This window comes from Actinoplanes sp. NPDC051411, assembly GCF_040682075.1.
Taxonomy (GTDB): Bacteria; Actinomycetota; Actinomycetes; order Mycobacteriales; family Micromonosporaceae; genus Actinoplanes.
In genome coordinates this window covers 21,197-36,631 of record NZ_JBFBAD010000100.1, presented here as the reverse complement: position 1 = coordinate 36,631, position 15,435 = coordinate 21,197, and the positions used below count along the sequence as shown (strand labels likewise).

Here is a 15,435-nt window from a genome sequence, read left to right as displayed (position 1 = left end):
TAGCAGATCAGTTCGAAGCGGCGCACGTCCGAGATGCCGTGCGCGAGTTCGGGCTCGCCGGTCGCCGAGCGGATCAGTGCCCCGGCCAAGGGTGACTCGGGCAAGGGCGACTCGGGCAAAGGGGACTCCGGCCAGGGCTCGACCGGGGGCGACGGGGCGGCCACGACACCGACCACGGCACCCAGCACGGACAAGGACGGCAACCCGATCGCCGACGGGGTGAAGGGAATCGTCGGCGGCCTCGGCAACCTGCTCGGTCTGGGCGGCGACGACCCGTCGTCCCCCCCGAGCACCTTGCCGAAGCCGCCGGAGACCCCGACCACCGCGCCGGCCACCACCGATCCGGCCACCACCGCGACCGCCGACCCCACGTCGACCGACCCCACGTCGACCGACCCCACGTCGACCGGCTCCACCGAGGCACCACCGTCCGATGCCGCGACCACGACGCCCGCCTCCCCCAAACCCAGCGCGACCGACGACGACATCCCCTGCCTGGGCCCCCGCGTCTTCGGGCTCAACGCCGGCGCCGACGGGATCCCCCGGATCGCCGACAAGCCGGGCCTGCTCGAGACCGACTCGCTGCAGATGTTCGAATCGACCTACGACGGCGTGGTCAACCTGCCGACCGGCACCGCCGGCTCGGCGCGGGTGCTCAAGTTCAGCATGGACAAGGCGGTGAACAAGCCGTTCAGCCTGACCATCGACGAGGCGAACGGCGCCCACACCGTGATCAAGAGCAACGAGCTCACGACCGCCGGGCACGTCCAGTTCTTCACCGAACGCTTCGCGGGCAACCTGTTCGGCGTCATCCCGGTGGTCTTCACGCCTGACTCGCCGCCGCCGCTGACCCTGCCGTACCTCTGGTTCACCAAGGTCAAGATCCAGCTGAACTATGTGCAGTGCGACACGCTGACCGGCTTCCCGCTCCAGATCAACGAGAAGTAGGTCCCGCTTTCACGCCCGCCGCTCCCGCCAGCCCGCCACCACGTCGTCGGCGTCGACCGGCGGGAGCACCACCGGCGGCCCGTCCATGAGGCCGACCGTGGCCTTGCGGATGCGCCCGTTCAGCTCGGCGACGTAGTCGCGGACCTCGCGCTCGGTGCGCAGCCGGTCGACCTTGGCAGTCAGGTCCTCGGTCTCGCGGCGCAGGGCCAGCGTCGGCGGGATGACGCCCGAGGTGGCACCCTCGCGCTGCAGCCAGTCCTTGACCCACCAGTCTTCTTCGTACTCCCGGCCGGCGTCCCGCAGCGGCTTCCCCGCCCCGGGCAGATTTTCGAACTCGCCCCGCTCGGCGGCCTCCCGCAGCTGGCGATCGATGGACGACTCGTACCAGTGGACCATGCGGACAATTCTAAAGGCGTATTTTGGGGCCAGCCTCCGACGGAAGGGACCACCGCCATGTGCCGCAGCATCCACCAGCTGCACAACTTCGAACCGCCGGCCACCGCCGAGGAGATCCACGCGGCGGCCCTGCAGTACGTCCGCAAGATCGCCGGCAGCACCCGCCCGTCGGCGGTCAACCAGGAGGCCTTCGACCAGGCGGTCGCCGCCGTCTCCGCGGCCACCGCCGACCTGCTGGCCGCCCTGGTCACCACCGCCGCCCCGAAGAACCGCGAGGAAGAGGCGGCCAAGGCCCGGGCCCGCGCCGAGCGCCGGTACGCCTCTTAGCTGTTGTCCTGGATGTACTTTTCGGGATCCTTGTCGGCGAAGGACAGCCCCTTGCCCTGAGGATGCTCGCCGAAGAAGCGAAGCCACCGGGCGCCCAGCTCGAAGCGCAGATCGCGGCCGGCGTGCTTCCGGAAGTCGGGCAGCACCTCGTCCTCCTCCTCGGCCAGATGCTCGCTGTTCTCGGTGCGAGCCCTCCAGACACCCTTCCACCAGGCGTCCGAGCCGACCGGATGCCTCCGCGCCTCCTCGATGCCGTCCCGGATCTTGTTGTGATCACGGATCGCGTCGTCGGTCTCCTCCTCGGCGTCGTCGCCGCCCGCGTCCTTCAGCAGGTGCGGGTAGAGAATCTCCTCCTCGGCGTCGGCGTGAATGTCGAGGTGAAGGGCAAGCGGGGTCCAGATGGCCTCGAGCTCCTCGTTGCTCTGCGCGTCGTCGAGCCGGGCAAAACCGACCCGGAACCGGTGGTGGTCGTCGAGGATCAGCGCGGTGATGTCATCCATGACGAGCACCGTACGGCGGCGGGCGCGCCCCCGCCCACCAGCCGCGCCGCCAACCGACCGGACGACGCCCCGAGCCGGCCGGGGGCCCGCAGAGACAGCGCTGGACGCTGGGCCGACAGCGCCGGGAGCCGCGCCGGCGGCGCCCCGAATCAGGCAAGCGGCAGCGCAAACCGCGCAGACAGCCGCAATCCGAGGGCCAGGGCGGGGCCCGCAGGCGCCGCCGCGAACAGGACAGACAGCGGTGCCGGGCCGAGCCGAGCCGGGCCGAGCCGAGCCAGACCGAGCCGAGCCGAGCCGGGCCGAGCCGAGCCAGACCGAGCCGAGCCGAGCCGGGCCGAGCCGAGCCGGGCCGGGCCGAGCCGAGCCGGGCCGAGCCGAGCCGGGCCGGGCCGAGCCGAGCCGGGCCGAGCCGAGCCAGACCGAGCCGAGCCGAGCCGAGCCGGGCCGAGCTGAGCCGGGCCGAGCTGAGCCGGGCCGAGCTGAGCCGGGCCGAGCTGAGCCGGGCCGAGCTGAGCTGAGCCGGGCCGACCGCGCTTCGCGCAGTCCGGCTGGGCTGGGTCGGGTAAGTGGCAACGTGAACCGGCATACGAGCAGGTGCGTGGCCACCGCGGCCGTCGTGCGGTCGCCGAACAGAAAGCCGAAGCGTTAGGCCGACCAACCACTCAGCCGGCCAGAACTAGACACCAAGCGCGCAGCCGGCCAATCACGCGGCCGGCCAGACAACCGAGCAGTTGGCCAGACCGCTCACTGCGCCAAACCGTGCATACCGCCTTAAAACTGCGCATCCCGTCCCGAAAACCCACACCCGCCCGCCATAAACCGCACACCCCCGGCCGGCCGGCCCGCTCGGGCGACCGGGTGCGCGATGACCTCGGACGCCGGGCGGTCGCGGAAAAGTAGACCGGAGCGCGGGTTGGATTGCGTCACTGCCGCTGGCTGTAACGCAATCCGCCGCGATGCAAATGGATTCATGCCGGGTGGGTGGTGGACGATCCGGCCGCGCGCTGGAGAGCGGGGCGGTCAGCCGCGGGCGGCCGGGATTGAGGGCTCGGACGGGGCGTCGGATGCCGCCGGGCTGACGGCCGCTGGGCGACGCCCGGCGCGGAGGAAAGCGCCGGCGGCCAGCAGGAGCGCGACCACTGCGGCGATGAGGCCGATTACGCCGGGTGCCCGCGTACCGATGGAGGCCGGAGCGGCGGCAGGTGCCTGAGTTGCCACCGGTGCTGCTGCCGCGGCAGCGGCGGTCAGCTTGAGGACCGCGGCCGGGTGTTCCGGTTCGGTGCCGTCGGAGGACGGCTCGTCGATCCAGCGGACCACGGTGCCGTCCGAATAGGTCTGGAGGGCCTTGAAGATCAGCTGGCCGGAGGCCGGCAGCGGGCCGAGGGAGACGTCGAACTCCTGGAACTCGCCCGGCTTGATCGCCGAGCCGGCGTCGGCGGTCCAGACGATGCGGGAGACCGCCTCGGTGATGTCGTGGTCGTGGGATTTGATCGGGGTGGCGAGCTTCGACGTGGTCGGGGTGGCGGTCCAGCCGGGCACCGGCTTGACCGAGACCGAGGCGATCGGCTGGTCGGCCGGGAGGGCGACCTCGAGCTTGGTCGTCTTGGCGTTGTCCATCTCGTTGGGGACACGGAACGTCACCTTGGTGTAACCACCGGGCGTAGCCGTATTGGGGTTGACGGTCACATGGGCCTGAGCCGGGGCGGCCACCGCCACCAGCAGGCCGGCGACTGTGACCACCACGGATGCGCGCTTCAGGAGAGACATGTCCGGTTGGTCGGGCGGTCGCGCTGATTAGTTCCCGGTCGAATCAGGAAGTCACCGGAAGGCGTACGTCAACTCGCAGACCCGGACCCGCGTCGCTCAGGGTGACCGTGCCTCGATGCCGGCGGACCAGCTCCCGGACGATCGCCAGGCCGAGCCCGGAACCGCCCGCGTCGCGGGCGCGGGCGTCGTCGAGCCGGGTGAAACGGTCGAAGACCCGCTCGCGGTCGACCGGCGGGATGCCCGGGCCGTCGTCGGTCACCGTGATGCGCTGGTACGACCCGTCGGGCTCGACCGAGAGCCGCACCTGGCTGGTCTTGTGGCGGACGGCGTTGTCGAGCAGGTTGCCGATCATGCGGGCCAGGCCGTCGGGGTCGGCCGGCACGTGGACCGGCGCGGACGGTGGTTGGTAGGCGACGCCGGGATAGCGGCCGGCCAGCTCGAACAGGAACTGGCCGAGATCGACGTCCTCGACCCGGCGGGCCGGGGTGCGGGCGGTCCCGTCGTCGGCCCGGGCGAGCAGCAGCAGGTCGTCGACCAGGCGGCTGAGGCGGTCGACGTCGGTGAGCAGGTCGCCGGTCAGCACCGGCCAGTCGGTGGTGTCGGGCAGATGCTGGGCGACCTCGAGCTCGGTGCGCATGTTGGTGAGCGGGCTGCGCAGCTCGTGGGCGGCGTCGGCGACGAACGCCCGCTGCCGGGCCCGCGCGGTGTCGAGCCGGTGCAGCATGCCGTTGAGCGTGACCGCGAGCCGGTGGATCTCGTCGCGGGACTCGGGCACCGGCAGGCGGCCGGCGCGGGTGCCGCCGGTGATCTCCTCGGCGCCGGCGGTGAGCGCGACGACGGGGTTGAGCGCGGCGCCGAGCACCCGCCACAGGACCGCCCCGAGCAGGGCCACCAGCAGCGGGAACGCGGTCAGCAGGGTGACCGCGAGGATGTGCACGCCCTGGTCGAGGTCGTCGGTCGAGCGGGCGACCAGCACGTACTGCGGCTGGGTGGGCGGGCCGGCGACCGCGACCGCCACCCGGACGGTGCCGTCGATGCCGACCCGGCTGCCCGGCACCTGGCGCACCGTGCCGTCCTGGGCGCCCTTCAGCTCCTCGGGGCGCAGCATGGAGACCAGGCGGTCGGCGCCGGCCGAGATCTTGAGGACCTTGTCCTGGGCGTCGACGATCTGCACCTGCATCGAGGCGTTGATCGGGATCGGTTCGCTCAGCTGATGCTGGTCGACCAGCTTGGCCACGCCCCGCGCGGTGTCGAGCGCCTCCGAGTTGACCGCGCGCAGCAGGGCGAAGTCGAGCACGGCGACCAGCAGCACGCCGCCCGCGGCCAGGCCGACGGTGAGCGCGATGACCGAGACCAGCAGGAGCCGGGCCCGCAGGCTGAGGTCGCGGGGCCGCCGCATCAGCCCGCCTGCTGGACCGCGGCGAGACGGTAGCCGGCGCCGCGTACGGTCTCCAGCCGCTCGCGGCCGATCTTGCGCCGCAGGTAGCCCACGTAGACCTCGACCGCGTTCGGCGCGGTCTCGACCGCGGCGTCCCAGACGTGGTCGAGCAGCTCGATCTTGCTGACGACCTGACCGGCCCGCCGCATCAGGTATTCGAGCAGGGCGAACTCGCGCGCGGTGAGCACCACCTCGTCGCCCGCCACCATGACCCGGCGCTCGGCCGGATCGAGCTCGACATCGCCGTGGGTCAGCACGGCCGGACGCTCATGAGCGCCCCGGCGCAACAGCGCCCGCAGGCGGGCGAGCAGGACGACGTACGAGAAGGGCTTGGTCAGGTAGTCGTCGGCGCCGCAGTCGAGCCCGTCGGCCTGGTCGTATTCCCCGTCCTTGGCCGACAGCATCAGCACCGGCACCCAGTTGCGCTCGGCGCGCAACTGGCGCACCACCCGGTAGCCGCTGAGCCGGGGCAGCATGACGTCGAGGACCATCGCGTCATAGCCGCCGTGCCGGGCCATTTCGAGCCCGCTCTGCCCGTCGCCGGACACGTCGACCGCGAAGCCCTCGGCCTGCAGCCCGCGCTGCAGCGCGGCGGCGAGCCGCGCCTCGTCCTCCACCACAAGCAACCGCACAGCAATACCCTGCCATGACGGGGCCAGCCCCTAGGGGAACCTCTCAGCGGTGTCACAGCGCATCCCGTGCACAGTGGTGGGCATAGGAAAACGGGAGGTGGACATCGTGTCCGTGTTCAGGTCGAGGCCGGCGCTGCGCTGGCTCGTACCGTCCGCTGCTGCGGTCGTCATCATCGGGGGTGGCGCCGCGGCCGGCACGATCGTCGCGAGCGCCGATTCCCCGCTGCCGGACCGCAGCGCGGCTCAGCTGCTCGCCGACGTGCAGAACGCCAAGGTCGACGGCTTCTCCGGCACCGTGGTGGAGACCGCCGATCTGGGGCTGCCGGCGATCGCCAGCGCCGTCGGCAACGCCGCACCGAGCGGCAATCTCGCCCGCCTGCTGGGCGGGAGCAACACCGCCCGGGTCTGGTACGCGGGTGAGAACCAGGCTCGGCTCGCGCTCGTCGGCACCGACGGCGAGACCGACATGATCCGTAGCGGCACCGACGTGTGGCTGTGGCGCAGCGCCGACAACACCGCCACGCATCTCACGGTGCCGGCCGGCTCGCCCGAGAAGGCGGTGCCCAGCGTCGCGGCGCTGACCCCGCAGCAGGTGGCCGACCAGGCGCTGGCGTCGATCACGCCGACCACCAAGGTCGAGACGACCGGTGCGGCCAAGGTGGCCGGGCGGGACGCGTACGAGCTGGTGCTCAGCCCCAAGGACACCGCGTCGCTGGTCGGGCAGGTGCGGTTGGCGATCGACGCCGAGAAGCACATCCCGCTGCGGGTGGACGTCTACGCGAAGAACGCGACCAACCCGGCCGTACGGGTGGCGTTCCAGCAGATCAGCTTCACGACGCCGGACGCGCAGGAGTTCAAGTTCAACCCGCCGCCCGGCGCGAAGGTGACCGACGAGTCGTCGAAGGCGATGGCCGAGCAGCACCAGAAGGCGCCGCTGGGCCAGAAGGTGGCGCCGGGCCAGAAGGTGGCGCCGGGCCAGAAGAGGCCGGCTGGAGCGGCTCAGCCCACGGTGATCGGTAAGGGCTGGACGTCGATCGTGTCGCTGAAGATGCCGGCCCCGGACGCGACCGCCAAGAAGGGCGACGCGGCCGAGATGCAGACGGCACTCAACATCCTGCCCAAGGTGAGCGGCACCTGGGGCAGCGGCCACCTGCTGAGCGGCTCGCTGTTCAGCGCGCTGATCACCGACGACGGCCGGGTCTTCGTCGGCGCGGTCACGCCGGCAGCGCTCGAGGCGGCAGCGGCCAAGAAGTAAACAGCACCACAGTTCTAGAACTCTCGGCTCGCACCGTGCAATACTGCGAGCCGAGAGTTCTATAACTTTGGAGGTGCTCATGGCGATCATGACCGAGCCACGACACGGCCGGTTCGGCGACTTCGGCGGGCGTTTCGTTCCCGAGTCCCTGGTCCCGGCCTGCGCGGCGGTGGAAGAGGCGTTCCGGTCGGCCTGGGCCGATCCCACTTTCCGCGGGCACCTCGACGGGCTGCTCGCCTCCTATGCCGGCCGGCCCACGCCGCTCACGCCGGCTCTCAACCTCTCGGCCCAGCTCGGGATCACCCTGCTGCTCAAGCGGGAAGACCTGGCCCACACCGGGTCCCACAAGATCAACAACGTGCTGGGGCAGGCGCTGCTGGCGCGCCGCATGGGAAAGACCCGGCTGATCGCCGAGACCGGGGCCGGCCAGCACGGCGTCGCGGTCGCCACCGCGGCGGCACTTCTGGGCCTGCGCGCCACGGTCTACATGGGTTCCCGCGACATCGAACGGCAGCAGCTCAACGTCTTCCGCATGGAATTGCTCGGCGCCGAGGTGATTCCGGTGACCAGCGGCAGCCGCACCCTCAAAGACGCGACCAACGAGGCGATGCGGGCCTGGGTGGCCGACACCGCCGACGCCCACTTCCTGCTCGGCTCGGTCGGCGGCCCCCATCCCTATCCCTGGATGGTCCGCGAGCTGCAGAGCGTGATCGGCGACGAGGCGCAGCGGCAGTGCGTGGCCGTTCCCGACGTGGTGGTCGCCTGCGTGGGCGGCGGGTCCAATGCGGCGGGCACGTTCGCCGGCTTCGCCGACACCACGGCCCGGCTGATCGGGGTGGAGGCGGCCGGCGGCGCCGCGATCACCAACGGGGCGCCCGGTGTGGTGCACGGCACCCGCTCGCTGGTCCTGCAGGACGCCGAGGGCCAGATCGCCGAGGCCGAGTCGATAGCGGCCGGCCTCGACTATCCGGGGGTGGGCCCCGAGCACGCCCATCTGAACGCGATCGGCCGGGCCGAATACCGCACGGTCGACGACGCCGAGGTGGTCGACGCGATCGGACGGCTGGCCCGGGCCGAGGGCATCATCTGCGCGCTCGAGTCGGCCCACGCGGTGGCCTGGGTGCTGCGCGCGGCCGGCACGCCCGACCTGCCGGCCGGCTCGCTGGTCGTGCTGACGCTGTCCGGGCGCGGCGACAAGGACATGGCGACGCTGCGCGGAGGTGTGGCATGAAGCGCCTCAACCCCTACCTGACCGCCGGCATCACCGAGAACTGGACCGACTATCTCCTCGCCTACCAGGAGGCGGGGGCCGACGGCATCGAGATCGGCCTGCCGTTCTCCGACCCGGTGCTCGACGGATTGACCATCCAGGAGGCGTCGGATCGCGCGCTGGCCCGAGGCGCGACGGTGGCCGGCATCCTGCGGGACGTTGCCGCGATCCGCTCGCAGATGCGGATACCGCTGATCGCCATGACCTACGCCAACCTGGTCTTCCGGGCCGGCCCGTCGCTGTTCTGCCGACGCCTGGCCGACGCCGGATTCAGCGGCCTGATCGTGCCCGACCTGCCGGTCGACGAGGCGGGCGCGGTCGAGCAGGCGGCGCTGGAGTGCGGCCTCGACCTGGTCATGCTGGTCGCGCCGGTCACGCCCGACGAGCGGCTGGCCGAGATCGTCACCCATGGCGGTGGTTTTCTCTACGCGGTCAGCGTCATGGGCACGACCGGCGAACGGAAGCAGCTCGCCGCCTCCGCCGGGCACCTCGCCGCCCGGGTCAAGGCGATCACCGACCGGCCGGTGCTGATCGGGTTCGGCATTTCGGGGCCCGCACAGGCGGCCGAGGCGGCGCGGATAGCGGATGGCGTTGTGGTCGGGGCGGCCCTGATGCGTAGGGTGCTGGACGGGGCCACGCCGGACGACCTTCGGGCGGACGTGGCGGCCCTGCGGTCCGCGCTCGACTCGGAGGTCTCCGCTGCGTACTCCCAAATACCAGGCCATCGCGACTGACCTGGCCACCAAGATCCGGGGCGGCGAGCTGGCGCCGGGGTCGGCGCTGCCACCGCAACGCGAGCTCTCCCAGGCGTACGGGGTGACCCTGGTGACCCTGCGCCAGGCCCTCCAGCAGCTGGAAGACGACGGGCTGCTCTCCCAGCAGCCCGGGCGGGGCACGTTCGTGGCCGAGCCCCGGGCGGCCTACCGGCTCGACTCGCTGCGCGGCTTCGCCGAGGACCTGCGCGCTCAGGGCCAGACCGTGAGCACGCAGATCCTCAGCCAGGCGGTCCGGCGCCCGCCGGCCTGGGTCACCGGCTTCCACGGCCCAGCCGCCGGCGTCGGCCCCAGCGTCGGGGCGGGCAGCGCGGGCGCCTCCGGTTCGGTGGCCGGCGGCGGCCCGGCGGGCGGTCGGGTGGCTGCGGGCGCTCCCGGTTCGGTGGCCGGCGGCGGGGTGGAAGGTCGCGGGGCCGTGGGCTTTCATGGGCCGGCGGGGCGGTTTTTGCGGTTGGAGCGGCTGCGGCTGATCGCTGGGCGGCCCGCGGTGCACCAGCTGTCCTGGATTCGGGGGGACGAGCTGGCTGAGACCGACTTCAGCGGCGTCTCGCTCTATGCCGCGCTGGCCGACCGGGGCGTTGTCGTGCACCGGGCGTCCGAGACCGTGCGGCCCGGAGTGCTCGACGCGCCGACCGCCGAGTTGCTCGGGCAGCCGGCCGGCACGCCGGTGTTCGTCTCGGACCGGATCACATTCGGGCTCGACGACGTCCCGCTGGTGTTCGACCGGGCGACCATCCTGGGGACGGCGCTGGAGATCCGTACGGAAAGAGCCGCGACCGGTCTCTCCATGCAGTGGTCCCGGCCTTTCTCTTGATCTCGTTGCCACCGCCTCCTCCCCGCCGGTGACATCGCCGGCCGGATCACCGTCGGCTTTCAGGGCTGCGGCATGGCCTGCGGTCCGGCCGACGTCCAGATCTGTCGAATTGAGCGCCCTTCTTTTCCTGCGCTATTCAATTCGACTATAAACAATCCGCTCCTCGGCCGCGTCACCGCCAGCATTGTCCGGAGAGCGCCAGGTACCGACGTACTCCGTGTTGTCGTTGTTAAAAGCAGCCTCGAAGAACGTATCCGACTCTCCGTCGCCCAGGCTGACGCGGAGTTTCTGACCATCCAGCACCCACGTGTACGTGGATTCATCGCCCATGGTGTCCATATAGTGAGCCTGTAGCGTTTCGGTCTCCTAGTGGTAGGCGACATGCTGGATGACCTTCATCTCGGTGCCGCTGACGAAGAAATCGACATTCATGACGAGAAGAAGGCCTCCCCGCCGAGAATCGCATTCGGCCTTGCCGTCAATTTCCGGCCCTTTGACTCGCCATCTTCCAGTCAAACGCTGAGCCAGCTCGACGAGCTTAGGGTGAGGTTCCGTTGATATTTGCACGCGCGCATTGTGCCTATTGCAGATGGGCCCGCTCAGTCGTCGACGGCCTGTACCGCGGCGGCGATCGGCTCGAGCCCGGCGATCAGCACGTCGAGTTCGTCCGCGGTGAGCACCTCGTACGCTGGCGCCGCCAGCTCGTCGGTGAGGGCCTCGATCCGTTTCCTGATCTGGCGGCCGGCCTCGGTGAACCCGCCGGCGGCGTCCACGAGGCCACGGCCGCGCAGCCCGTCGACCACGGCGGCCAGCTGTGGTCTGGGCAGGTGGTGGATCCGCCCGAACTCCTCCGCCCGCATGCCGACGGACAGCGCCATGAGGACGTGGGCCTCGGTGCCGCCGATGCCGTGGGCGAGCAGGGCGGTGTTGTGGCCGTCTCCGCGGTGCTCGCGCAGCAGCGTCGCCGCGTGCCAGAGCCGGGCGATCGGCTCCGCGGGCACGTCCAGCGCCCGCAGCCCGGCGTACAGCGCCCGGCCCTCGGTCGGCGCGCTGACCGCCGCCCGGGTCGCCAGATCGGCGGCCGGCGCCAGGGCGGGGGAATCGGCGAGCTCTCCGATCATCTGTCGCAGCGCGGCGGCGCTGCTCCGCTCGCGTACGGCGATCGCCTCCCGCGGGGTGATCTTCCCCCAGACCCACGGGATGTGGCGCGCCACCTCGCCCGCGGCGAAGTTGTAGAAGACCGCGTGCACCGCTTCGGCCGGTGCCATCCCCAGCGGCGCGGCCCGGCCCGCGAAGTATCCGTCCCAGTAGTTGCGCATGCCGAGGGCCAGGAACGCCTCGTTCGGCACCTCGGAGAAGGTGACGGTGGCGATCGGCTCGACGAGCTCGAACATTCGATGGACCTTGGCTTGAGGATGGGTCATCGGCCGGCCTCTCCGGTAGTTGTGACGGCCCCTCGTCGGGGGCCTCCACCGTGACTACGAACAACGCGGCCCGGATACGACGCATCTGAGCTCGAAGAAGCTGCCGGCCAGGACCTCGTCAGGCGGCCAGACGCTTTTCAAGGACGGTCGTAGAGGCACCACCGGTCGAGTTCCAGGAGCGCGCGGGCATAGGCCCGCGTTGTTGTCTGCGCGGTCAGCCCGGCGATCGCCACGTGTTCCACCGCCAGCCGTTCGGCGTCGGCCAAGTCTGTCGGCGGCCGGGCTACGGTGAAGCCGTTGGCCTGGCCGATCGTGGTCGGAGCGGCACCGTACCGCTCATGCCATCGCCGGGCGGCGGCCAGCACCAGCTCTCCTGAGGCGCCCGACGCGCCGTAGGGATCCAGATAGGCGAACGCCGCCCACGGCTCCGGCCGGGGCAGGATGACCAGCAGTTCCGGCTTGCCGTATCGGGTCACGTCGTAGCATTCGAGGCAATAACCCTCGTCGCCCGTTCCCAGTTGCTCCGGCTCCTGCCGCCCGAAACCTGGCAGGCGAGCGAACTCGGCATCAACGTCGGCGGTCTGCACCCAGGCGATCAGGTCACTGGGGCTGCTGTCGTTATGGAAGTCCGGCTCCCGAACCGCCTCGGCGTCGAGAACCAGAACGGCATTGTGGTCCGGCAGGCCGGCACGCGCTGAGCGCAACATCTGCTGCGCGTCGCCGGCCGGGTGCACCCCGATGACCGTCTCGTCATGAATGCGCAGCTGCTCCGCCCGGTATGACTCGAGCCCGGCCGCTCGCAAGATCTTCTCCACCGCGCCGATGTTAGAGGCTCCCGGCGACCCGCGACGCCGGCGCAATCTGAGGTCTAGTGATCGAGACCACTTCTCTTCGTCCCTTGGCTGTTGCAAACTACTGGCAATAGCGAAGACACCGATGGGAAGGGGTGGCCTCGATGGCGTCACGCATCCGCCCGGCCCTCGACCGGCGCGACTGGACCAGTCTCGGTGGGATGAGCGCGTTCGTGCTGCTGCTGCACGTGGTGGGCTTCGGGCTGTTGCTGTTCGTTATCGTTCCGGCGCACTACCAGGTCGGAGCCTCCGGGGTCTACGGGATCGGGCTCGGCGTCACGGCGTACACGCTCGGCATGCGGCACGCGTTCGACGCCGACCACATCGCGGCCATCGACAACACCACGCGCAAGCTGATGGGTGACGCGAGGCGCAAGCCGCTCTCGGTCGGGTTCTGGTTCTCGCTCGGGCACTCCAGCGTCGTCTTCGGCCTGTGCCTGCTGCTCAGCTTCGGCGTGCGGTCGCTGGCCGGCCAGGTCGAGAGCGACTCGTCGACCCTGCAGAACGTGACCGGCATGATCGGCGTCAGTGTCTCCGGCGTCTTCCTCTACATCATCGGGATCATCAACCTGGTGCTGCTCGTCGGCATCGTGCGGGTCTTCCGCCGGATGCGGCAGGGCGACTTCGACGAGGCCCAGCTGGAAGACCACCTCAACAAGCGCGGCTTCATGAACCGGATCCTCGGCCGCACCACCAAGGCGGTCACCAAGGCGTGGCAGATGTATCCGATCGGCCTGCTGTTCGGACTCGGCTTCGACACGGCCACCGAGATCTCACTCCTGGTGCTGGCCGGCGGCGCCGCCGCCTTCGCGCTTCCGTGGTACGCGATCCTGACCCTTCCCGTACTCTTCGCCGCCGGGATGAGCCTGCTCGACACGATCGACGGGGCGTTCATGAACTTCGCGTACGGCTGGGCGTTCGCCAAACCGGTGCGCAAGGTCTACTACAACCTGACCATCACCGGGCTGTCGGTCGCGGTCGCGCTCATCATCGGCACGATCGAACTGGTCTCGATCCTGACCGACAAGCTCCACATCCGTACGGGCCCGTTGGCCGCGATCGGCGGCCTTGACCTTAATTATGTGGGTTTTGTGATCGTCGGGTTGTTCGTGCTCACGTGGTTGGCGGCGATGCTGGTGTGGCGCTTCGGCCGGATCGAGGAGAAGTGGGACGCCCGCCTGGCGCCAGCCGCCTCCGCACCCGCGCAAGCTCCGATGCGCTGACCCCCGCGTTTTCCAGATAGGCGGTCGCGCCGCCGTAGCGGGCGGTCAGGTGATCGAGCGTGTTGCGCATGGCGGCCGGGTCGGCGCCGGCGGTCCGCGCGTAGTCGGCGACGATCGCCTCCGGCCGCACCCCGGCAATGTCGAGAGCGAGCGCGATCAGGCCCCCGGTGCGGTCCCGGCCGGCGCGGCAGTGAACGACGACGGCGCCCTCCGGCGCCGAGGCCAGTGCGCGGAACGCCTGGGCGATCCGGTTGCGGTTGTGGTCGAGCATCGGGGCGTACGTCCACGCGGGCGGATCATAAGCAAGAACGTCCGCCAAGAGGGGCACGTGGCAATGGATCGGGTCACCGGCGAACGGCCCCGGCCGCGCCTCGACCTCCTTGCGGCTGCGCAGATCGAGGATGCGGACGACGCCGATCTTCCGTACGGCCGCGACGCCGTCACCGGTCAGCAGGGACAGGTCGTCGGAGCGGATGAGCGCCCCGCACCTGGTTTCGCCGTGCCGGGCCGGCAGTCCACCCAGGTCGCGGACGTTCACGCAGCTAGGCCACTCGATCTCCATGGTCCTTTATAAGGGTCTCGGCCCAGTCGCGCATAGGCCCGGGTGGGGCGGTCTCGCACCAACGGCGGTAAAGGTCACGGCTCTCCGCCCGCCGGATGCCGCCGGTCATCTCAGGGGTGGCGAACCAGTCCGGCTCGTCCGGCCCCTTCCTCCGCCGGGCGATCTCGGCGCCGCCGTCGACCGGCGACTCCAGGGCGTAGTAGATCTCCCGGACGCCGAGGACCATGGCCGCGCCCAGGCACATCAGGCACGGCTCGAGCGTGACCGCCATCCGCAGCGGGTGGTGCCGCCGGCCCCAGCCCAGCCGCGTGTCGGCCTCGGTCATGGCCAGCAGGTCGGCGTGGACCAGCCGTCGCGCCAACGTCTTCTCGCTGGTGTGCGCGCGTCCGACGATCTCGTCGCCGAGCACCACGACGGCCCCGATCGGATGTTCCCCGTTGCCCAGCCCTTCGGCGGCCACGGCGAGCGCCTCCCCCACCATCTCGTCCGGTGTCATGCGCCGAGCCTAGGCGTGTCGTTGTTGAAAACGGTTGTCGTTTCCAGGAGAGTGTTCCTCGCACACTTTCTCTCCGAAAGGACAAGCCATGTCACTGAACGTCTCCCCCGACCTGCTCGCCACCGCCGAACGCGGCGAGGTGTCCGACGCCGAGTTCGTCGGCTGCGTCCGCGAGTCACTGCCCTACGCCTGGGAAGTCGTCAGCAAGGTCATGACCGACCTGCGCGACGGCAACACCGACTTCGCCGACCACGAAATCCCGCCGCCGTCCGAGGCGGAGCGCGGCCAGCTGCTCCGCGCCCTGGCCAGCGACGCCATCCGAGGCGGTTTGGAACGCCACTTCGGCGCCAAGCTCGCCTTCCAGAACTGCCACCGCGTGGCCGCCTTCCCGTTCGACGCGGTCGGGGGCGCCCGCCACCAGGCGTTCGTGTCTCCACGCGGGCAGCTCTTGAACCAGTCCCCCGAACTCCGCAACTGCTGAGGGCGGCCGGCGCTCGCGGGCGCTGAACACGAGTCACACGCCCCACCCGATGCGAGACGGCGGGTGGTCGCGCGCTGACCACGGCGGTCGCAGTCGCCGTGCGTTCGCGGTCTCCGTGCGGGCGCGGTCGCCGACCTCCGGCATCCGGGGCGGGAGCGCCGCGGGTGCCGGAGCCTTCCCTATCCGGTTCGATGCGAGGCGGTGGGTGGTTGCTGCTTCGACCACCCACCGCGGCCAACCTTGCACACGCGGCCGGCAAACCTCCGGGCACCGAAGCT

General features: G+C 70.8%; 20 protein-coding genes. 9 read left to right on the top strand and 11 right to left on the bottom strand.

What is annotated here, in order from left to right; translation table 11 throughout:
- The first annotated feature begins 33 nt into the window (after positions 1 to 33).
- A complete protein-coding gene (locus AB0M88_RS38805; protein WP_364110838.1) occupies positions 34 to 948 on the top strand; it encodes a hypothetical protein in 915 nt (304 codons plus the stop codon).
- A 9-nt stretch (positions 949 to 957) separates the two neighbouring features.
- On the opposite strand, the gene AB0M88_RS38800 is transcribed toward AB0M88_RS38805, so the two are convergent.
- The gene (locus AB0M88_RS38800; RefSeq protein ID WP_364110837.1) at positions 958 to 1,344 is read right to left on the bottom strand and encodes a DUF1992 domain-containing protein; all 387 of its coding nucleotides are present in this window, start codon (positions 1,342 to 1,344) and stop codon (positions 958 to 960) included.
- A gap of 57 nt (positions 1,345 to 1,401) precedes the next feature.
- On the opposite strand from AB0M88_RS38800, the gene AB0M88_RS38795 reads away from it, so the two are divergent.
- On the top strand, positions 1,402 to 1,671 hold the full coding sequence (locus AB0M88_RS38795; protein WP_364110836.1) for a DUF2277 domain-containing protein: 270 nt from the start codon (positions 1,402 to 1,404) through the stop codon (positions 1,669 to 1,671).
- On the opposite strand, the gene AB0M88_RS38790 is transcribed toward AB0M88_RS38795, so the two are convergent.
- The 5 genes from AB0M88_RS38790 to AB0M88_RS38770 form a co-directional block, all read right to left on the bottom strand.
- Positions 1,668 to 2,171 (bottom strand): hemerythrin domain-containing protein, encoded by a 504-nt coding sequence (locus AB0M88_RS38790; protein ID WP_364110835.1) that lies wholly within the window; start codon positions 2,169 to 2,171, stop codon positions 1,668 to 1,670. The two genes, AB0M88_RS38795 and AB0M88_RS38790, sit on opposite strands and share 4 nt — an antisense overlap.
- Positions 2,164 to 2,757, bottom strand: coding sequence for a pentapeptide repeat-containing protein (locus tag AB0M88_RS38785; protein WP_364110834.1), 594 nt, complete (start codon positions 2,755 to 2,757; stop codon positions 2,164 to 2,166). Before AB0M88_RS38785 ends, AB0M88_RS38790 begins: the two co-directional genes overlap by 8 nt.
- Positions 2,758 to 3,191: 434 nt before the next feature.
- The gene (locus AB0M88_RS38780; protein ID WP_364110833.1) at positions 3,192 to 3,938 is read right to left on the bottom strand and encodes a YcnI family protein; all 747 of its coding nucleotides are present in this window, start codon (positions 3,936 to 3,938) and stop codon (positions 3,192 to 3,194) included.
- 43 nt (positions 3,939 to 3,981) lie between these two features.
- Positions 3,982 to 5,337 (bottom strand): HAMP domain-containing sensor histidine kinase, encoded by a 1,356-nt coding sequence (locus tag AB0M88_RS38775; protein WP_364110832.1) that lies wholly within the window; start codon positions 5,335 to 5,337, stop codon positions 3,982 to 3,984.
- Entirely contained in the window at positions 5,337 to 6,008 is a 672-nt protein-coding gene (locus AB0M88_RS38770; protein WP_364110831.1) for a response regulator transcription factor, read from the bottom strand. The genes AB0M88_RS38775 and AB0M88_RS38770 overlap by 1 nt, the downstream gene beginning before the upstream one ends.
- A 106-nt stretch (positions 6,009 to 6,114) precedes the next feature.
- Between AB0M88_RS38770 and AB0M88_RS38765 the strand changes: the two genes are divergently transcribed.
- From AB0M88_RS38765 to AB0M88_RS38750, 4 genes are all read left to right on the top strand, one after another.
- Positions 6,115 to 7,263 (top strand): sigma-E factor regulatory protein RseB domain-containing protein, encoded by a 1,149-nt coding sequence (locus AB0M88_RS38765; protein ID WP_364110830.1) that lies wholly within the window; start codon positions 6,115 to 6,117, stop codon positions 7,261 to 7,263.
- Positions 7,264 to 7,342: 79 nt separating this feature from the next.
- Complete coding sequence (trpB, locus tag AB0M88_RS38760; RefSeq protein ID WP_364110829.1) at positions 7,343 to 8,494, top strand: tryptophan synthase subunit beta; 1,152 nt, start codon at positions 7,343 to 7,345, stop codon at positions 8,492 to 8,494.
- Complete coding sequence (gene trpA / locus AB0M88_RS38755; protein ID WP_364110828.1) at positions 8,491 to 9,267, top strand: tryptophan synthase subunit alpha; 777 nt, start codon at positions 8,491 to 8,493, stop codon at positions 9,265 to 9,267. The genes trpB and trpA overlap by 4 nt, the downstream gene beginning before the upstream one ends.
- The gene (locus tag AB0M88_RS38750; protein ID WP_364110839.1) at positions 9,233 to 10,120 is read left to right on the top strand and encodes a GntR family transcriptional regulator; all 888 of its coding nucleotides are present in this window, start codon (positions 9,233 to 9,235) and stop codon (positions 10,118 to 10,120) included. The genes trpA and AB0M88_RS38750 overlap by 35 nt, the downstream gene beginning before the upstream one ends.
- 132 nt (positions 10,121 to 10,252) lie before the next feature.
- Here AB0M88_RS38750 and AB0M88_RS38745 read toward each other — a convergent pair whose 3' ends face one another.
- Entirely contained in the window at positions 10,253 to 10,459 is a 207-nt protein-coding gene (locus AB0M88_RS38745) for a hypothetical protein (RefSeq protein WP_364110827.1), read from the bottom strand.
- A 42-nt stretch (positions 10,460 to 10,501) separates the two neighbouring features.
- Between AB0M88_RS38745 and AB0M88_RS38740 the strand changes: the two genes are divergently transcribed.
- Entirely contained in the window at positions 10,502 to 10,678 is a 177-nt protein-coding gene (locus AB0M88_RS38740; protein ID WP_364110826.1) for a hypothetical protein, read from the top strand.
- A gap of 41 nt (positions 10,679 to 10,719) precedes the next feature.
- Here AB0M88_RS38740 and AB0M88_RS38735 read toward each other — a convergent pair whose 3' ends face one another.
- Both AB0M88_RS38735 and AB0M88_RS38730 read right to left on the bottom strand, forming a co-directional pair.
- Complete coding sequence (locus AB0M88_RS38735) at positions 10,720 to 11,514, bottom strand: MarR family transcriptional regulator (RefSeq protein ID WP_364110825.1); 795 nt, start codon at positions 11,512 to 11,514, stop codon at positions 10,720 to 10,722.
- Between the two features lie 167 nt (positions 11,515 to 11,681).
- On the bottom strand, positions 11,682 to 12,359 hold the full coding sequence (locus AB0M88_RS38730) for a DUF4253 domain-containing protein (RefSeq protein ID WP_364110824.1): 678 nt from the start codon (positions 12,357 to 12,359) through the stop codon (positions 11,682 to 11,684).
- A 140-nt stretch (positions 12,360 to 12,499) separates the two neighbouring features.
- Here AB0M88_RS38730 and AB0M88_RS38725 point away from each other — a divergent pair, with 140 nt between their 5' ends.
- Positions 12,500 to 13,618: a HoxN/HupN/NixA family nickel/cobalt transporter gene (locus tag AB0M88_RS38725; protein ID WP_364110823.1), complete on the top strand. Its 1,119-nt coding sequence runs from the start codon at positions 12,500 to 12,502 to the stop codon at positions 13,616 to 13,618.
- Here AB0M88_RS38725 and AB0M88_RS38720 read toward each other — a convergent pair.
- Both AB0M88_RS38720 and AB0M88_RS38715 read right to left on the bottom strand, forming a co-directional pair.
- Positions 13,509 to 14,156 carry a tyrosine-protein phosphatase gene (locus AB0M88_RS38720; protein ID WP_364110822.1) on the bottom strand — a complete coding sequence of 216 codons (648 nt, stop codon included), beginning with the start codon at positions 14,154 to 14,156 and terminating at the stop codon, positions 13,509 to 13,511. The two genes, AB0M88_RS38725 and AB0M88_RS38720, sit on opposite strands and share 110 nt — an antisense overlap.
- 4 nt (positions 14,157 to 14,160) lie before the next feature.
- Positions 14,161 to 14,676 carry a deaminase gene (locus tag AB0M88_RS38715; protein WP_364110821.1) on the bottom strand — a complete coding sequence of 172 codons (516 nt, stop codon included), beginning with the start codon at positions 14,674 to 14,676 and terminating at the stop codon, positions 14,161 to 14,163.
- A gap of 88 nt (positions 14,677 to 14,764) precedes the next feature.
- Between AB0M88_RS38715 and AB0M88_RS38710 the strand changes: the two genes are divergently transcribed.
- Positions 14,765 to 15,157: an SCO5389 family protein gene (locus AB0M88_RS38710; RefSeq protein ID WP_364110820.1), complete on the top strand. Its 393-nt coding sequence runs from the start codon at positions 14,765 to 14,767 to the stop codon at positions 15,155 to 15,157.
- Positions 15,158 to 15,435 lie beyond the last annotated feature (278 nt).

What these genes read in the sequence shown, in the direction of transcription:
- AB0M88_RS38805 (WP_364110838.1), top strand. Translation starts at nt 34, where the DNA reads ATGCCGTGCGCGAGTTCGGGCTCGCCGGTCGCCGAGCGGATCAGTGCC.
- AB0M88_RS38800 (WP_364110837.1), bottom strand. Translation starts at nt 1,344, where the DNA reads ATGGTCCACTGGTACGAGTCGTCCATCGATCGCCAGCTGCGGGAGGCC.
- AB0M88_RS38795 (WP_364110836.1), top strand. Translation starts at nt 1,402, where the DNA reads ATGTGCCGCAGCATCCACCAGCTGCACAACTTCGAACCGCCGGCCACC.
- AB0M88_RS38790 (WP_364110835.1), bottom strand. Translation starts at nt 2,171, where the DNA reads ATGGATGACATCACCGCGCTGATCCTCGACGACCACCACCGGTTCCGG.
- AB0M88_RS38785 (WP_364110834.1), bottom strand. Translation starts at nt 2,757, where the DNA reads ATGCCGGTTCACGTTGCCACTTACCCGACCCAGCCCAGCCGGACTGCG.
- AB0M88_RS38780 (WP_364110833.1), bottom strand. Translation starts at nt 3,938, where the DNA reads ATGTCTCTCCTGAAGCGCGCATCCGTGGTGGTCACAGTCGCCGGCCTG.
- AB0M88_RS38775 (WP_364110832.1), bottom strand. Translation starts at nt 5,337, where the DNA reads ATGCGGCGGCCCCGCGACCTCAGCCTGCGGGCCCGGCTCCTGCTGGTC.
- trpB (WP_364110829.1), top strand. Translation starts at nt 7,343, where the DNA reads ATGGCGATCATGACCGAGCCACGACACGGCCGGTTCGGCGACTTCGGC.
- trpA (WP_364110828.1), top strand. Translation starts at nt 8,491, where the DNA reads ATGAAGCGCCTCAACCCCTACCTGACCGCCGGCATCACCGAGAACTGG.
- AB0M88_RS38745 (WP_364110827.1), bottom strand. Translation starts at nt 10,459, where the DNA reads ATGGACACCATGGGCGATGAATCCACGTACACGTGGGTGCTGGATGGT.
- AB0M88_RS38740 (WP_364110826.1), top strand. Translation starts at nt 10,502, where the DNA reads ATGCTGGATGACCTTCATCTCGGTGCCGCTGACGAAGAAATCGACATT.
- AB0M88_RS38735 (WP_364110825.1), bottom strand. Translation starts at nt 11,514, where the DNA reads ATGTTCGAGCTCGTCGAGCCGATCGCCACCGTCACCTTCTCCGAGGTG.
- AB0M88_RS38725 (WP_364110823.1), top strand. Translation starts at nt 12,500, where the DNA reads ATGGCGTCACGCATCCGCCCGGCCCTCGACCGGCGCGACTGGACCAGT.
- AB0M88_RS38715 (WP_364110821.1), bottom strand. Translation starts at nt 14,676, where the DNA reads ATGACACCGGACGAGATGGTGGGGGAGGCGCTCGCCGTGGCCGCCGAA.
- AB0M88_RS38710 (WP_364110820.1), top strand. Translation starts at nt 14,765, where the DNA reads ATGTCACTGAACGTCTCCCCCGACCTGCTCGCCACCGCCGAACGCGGC.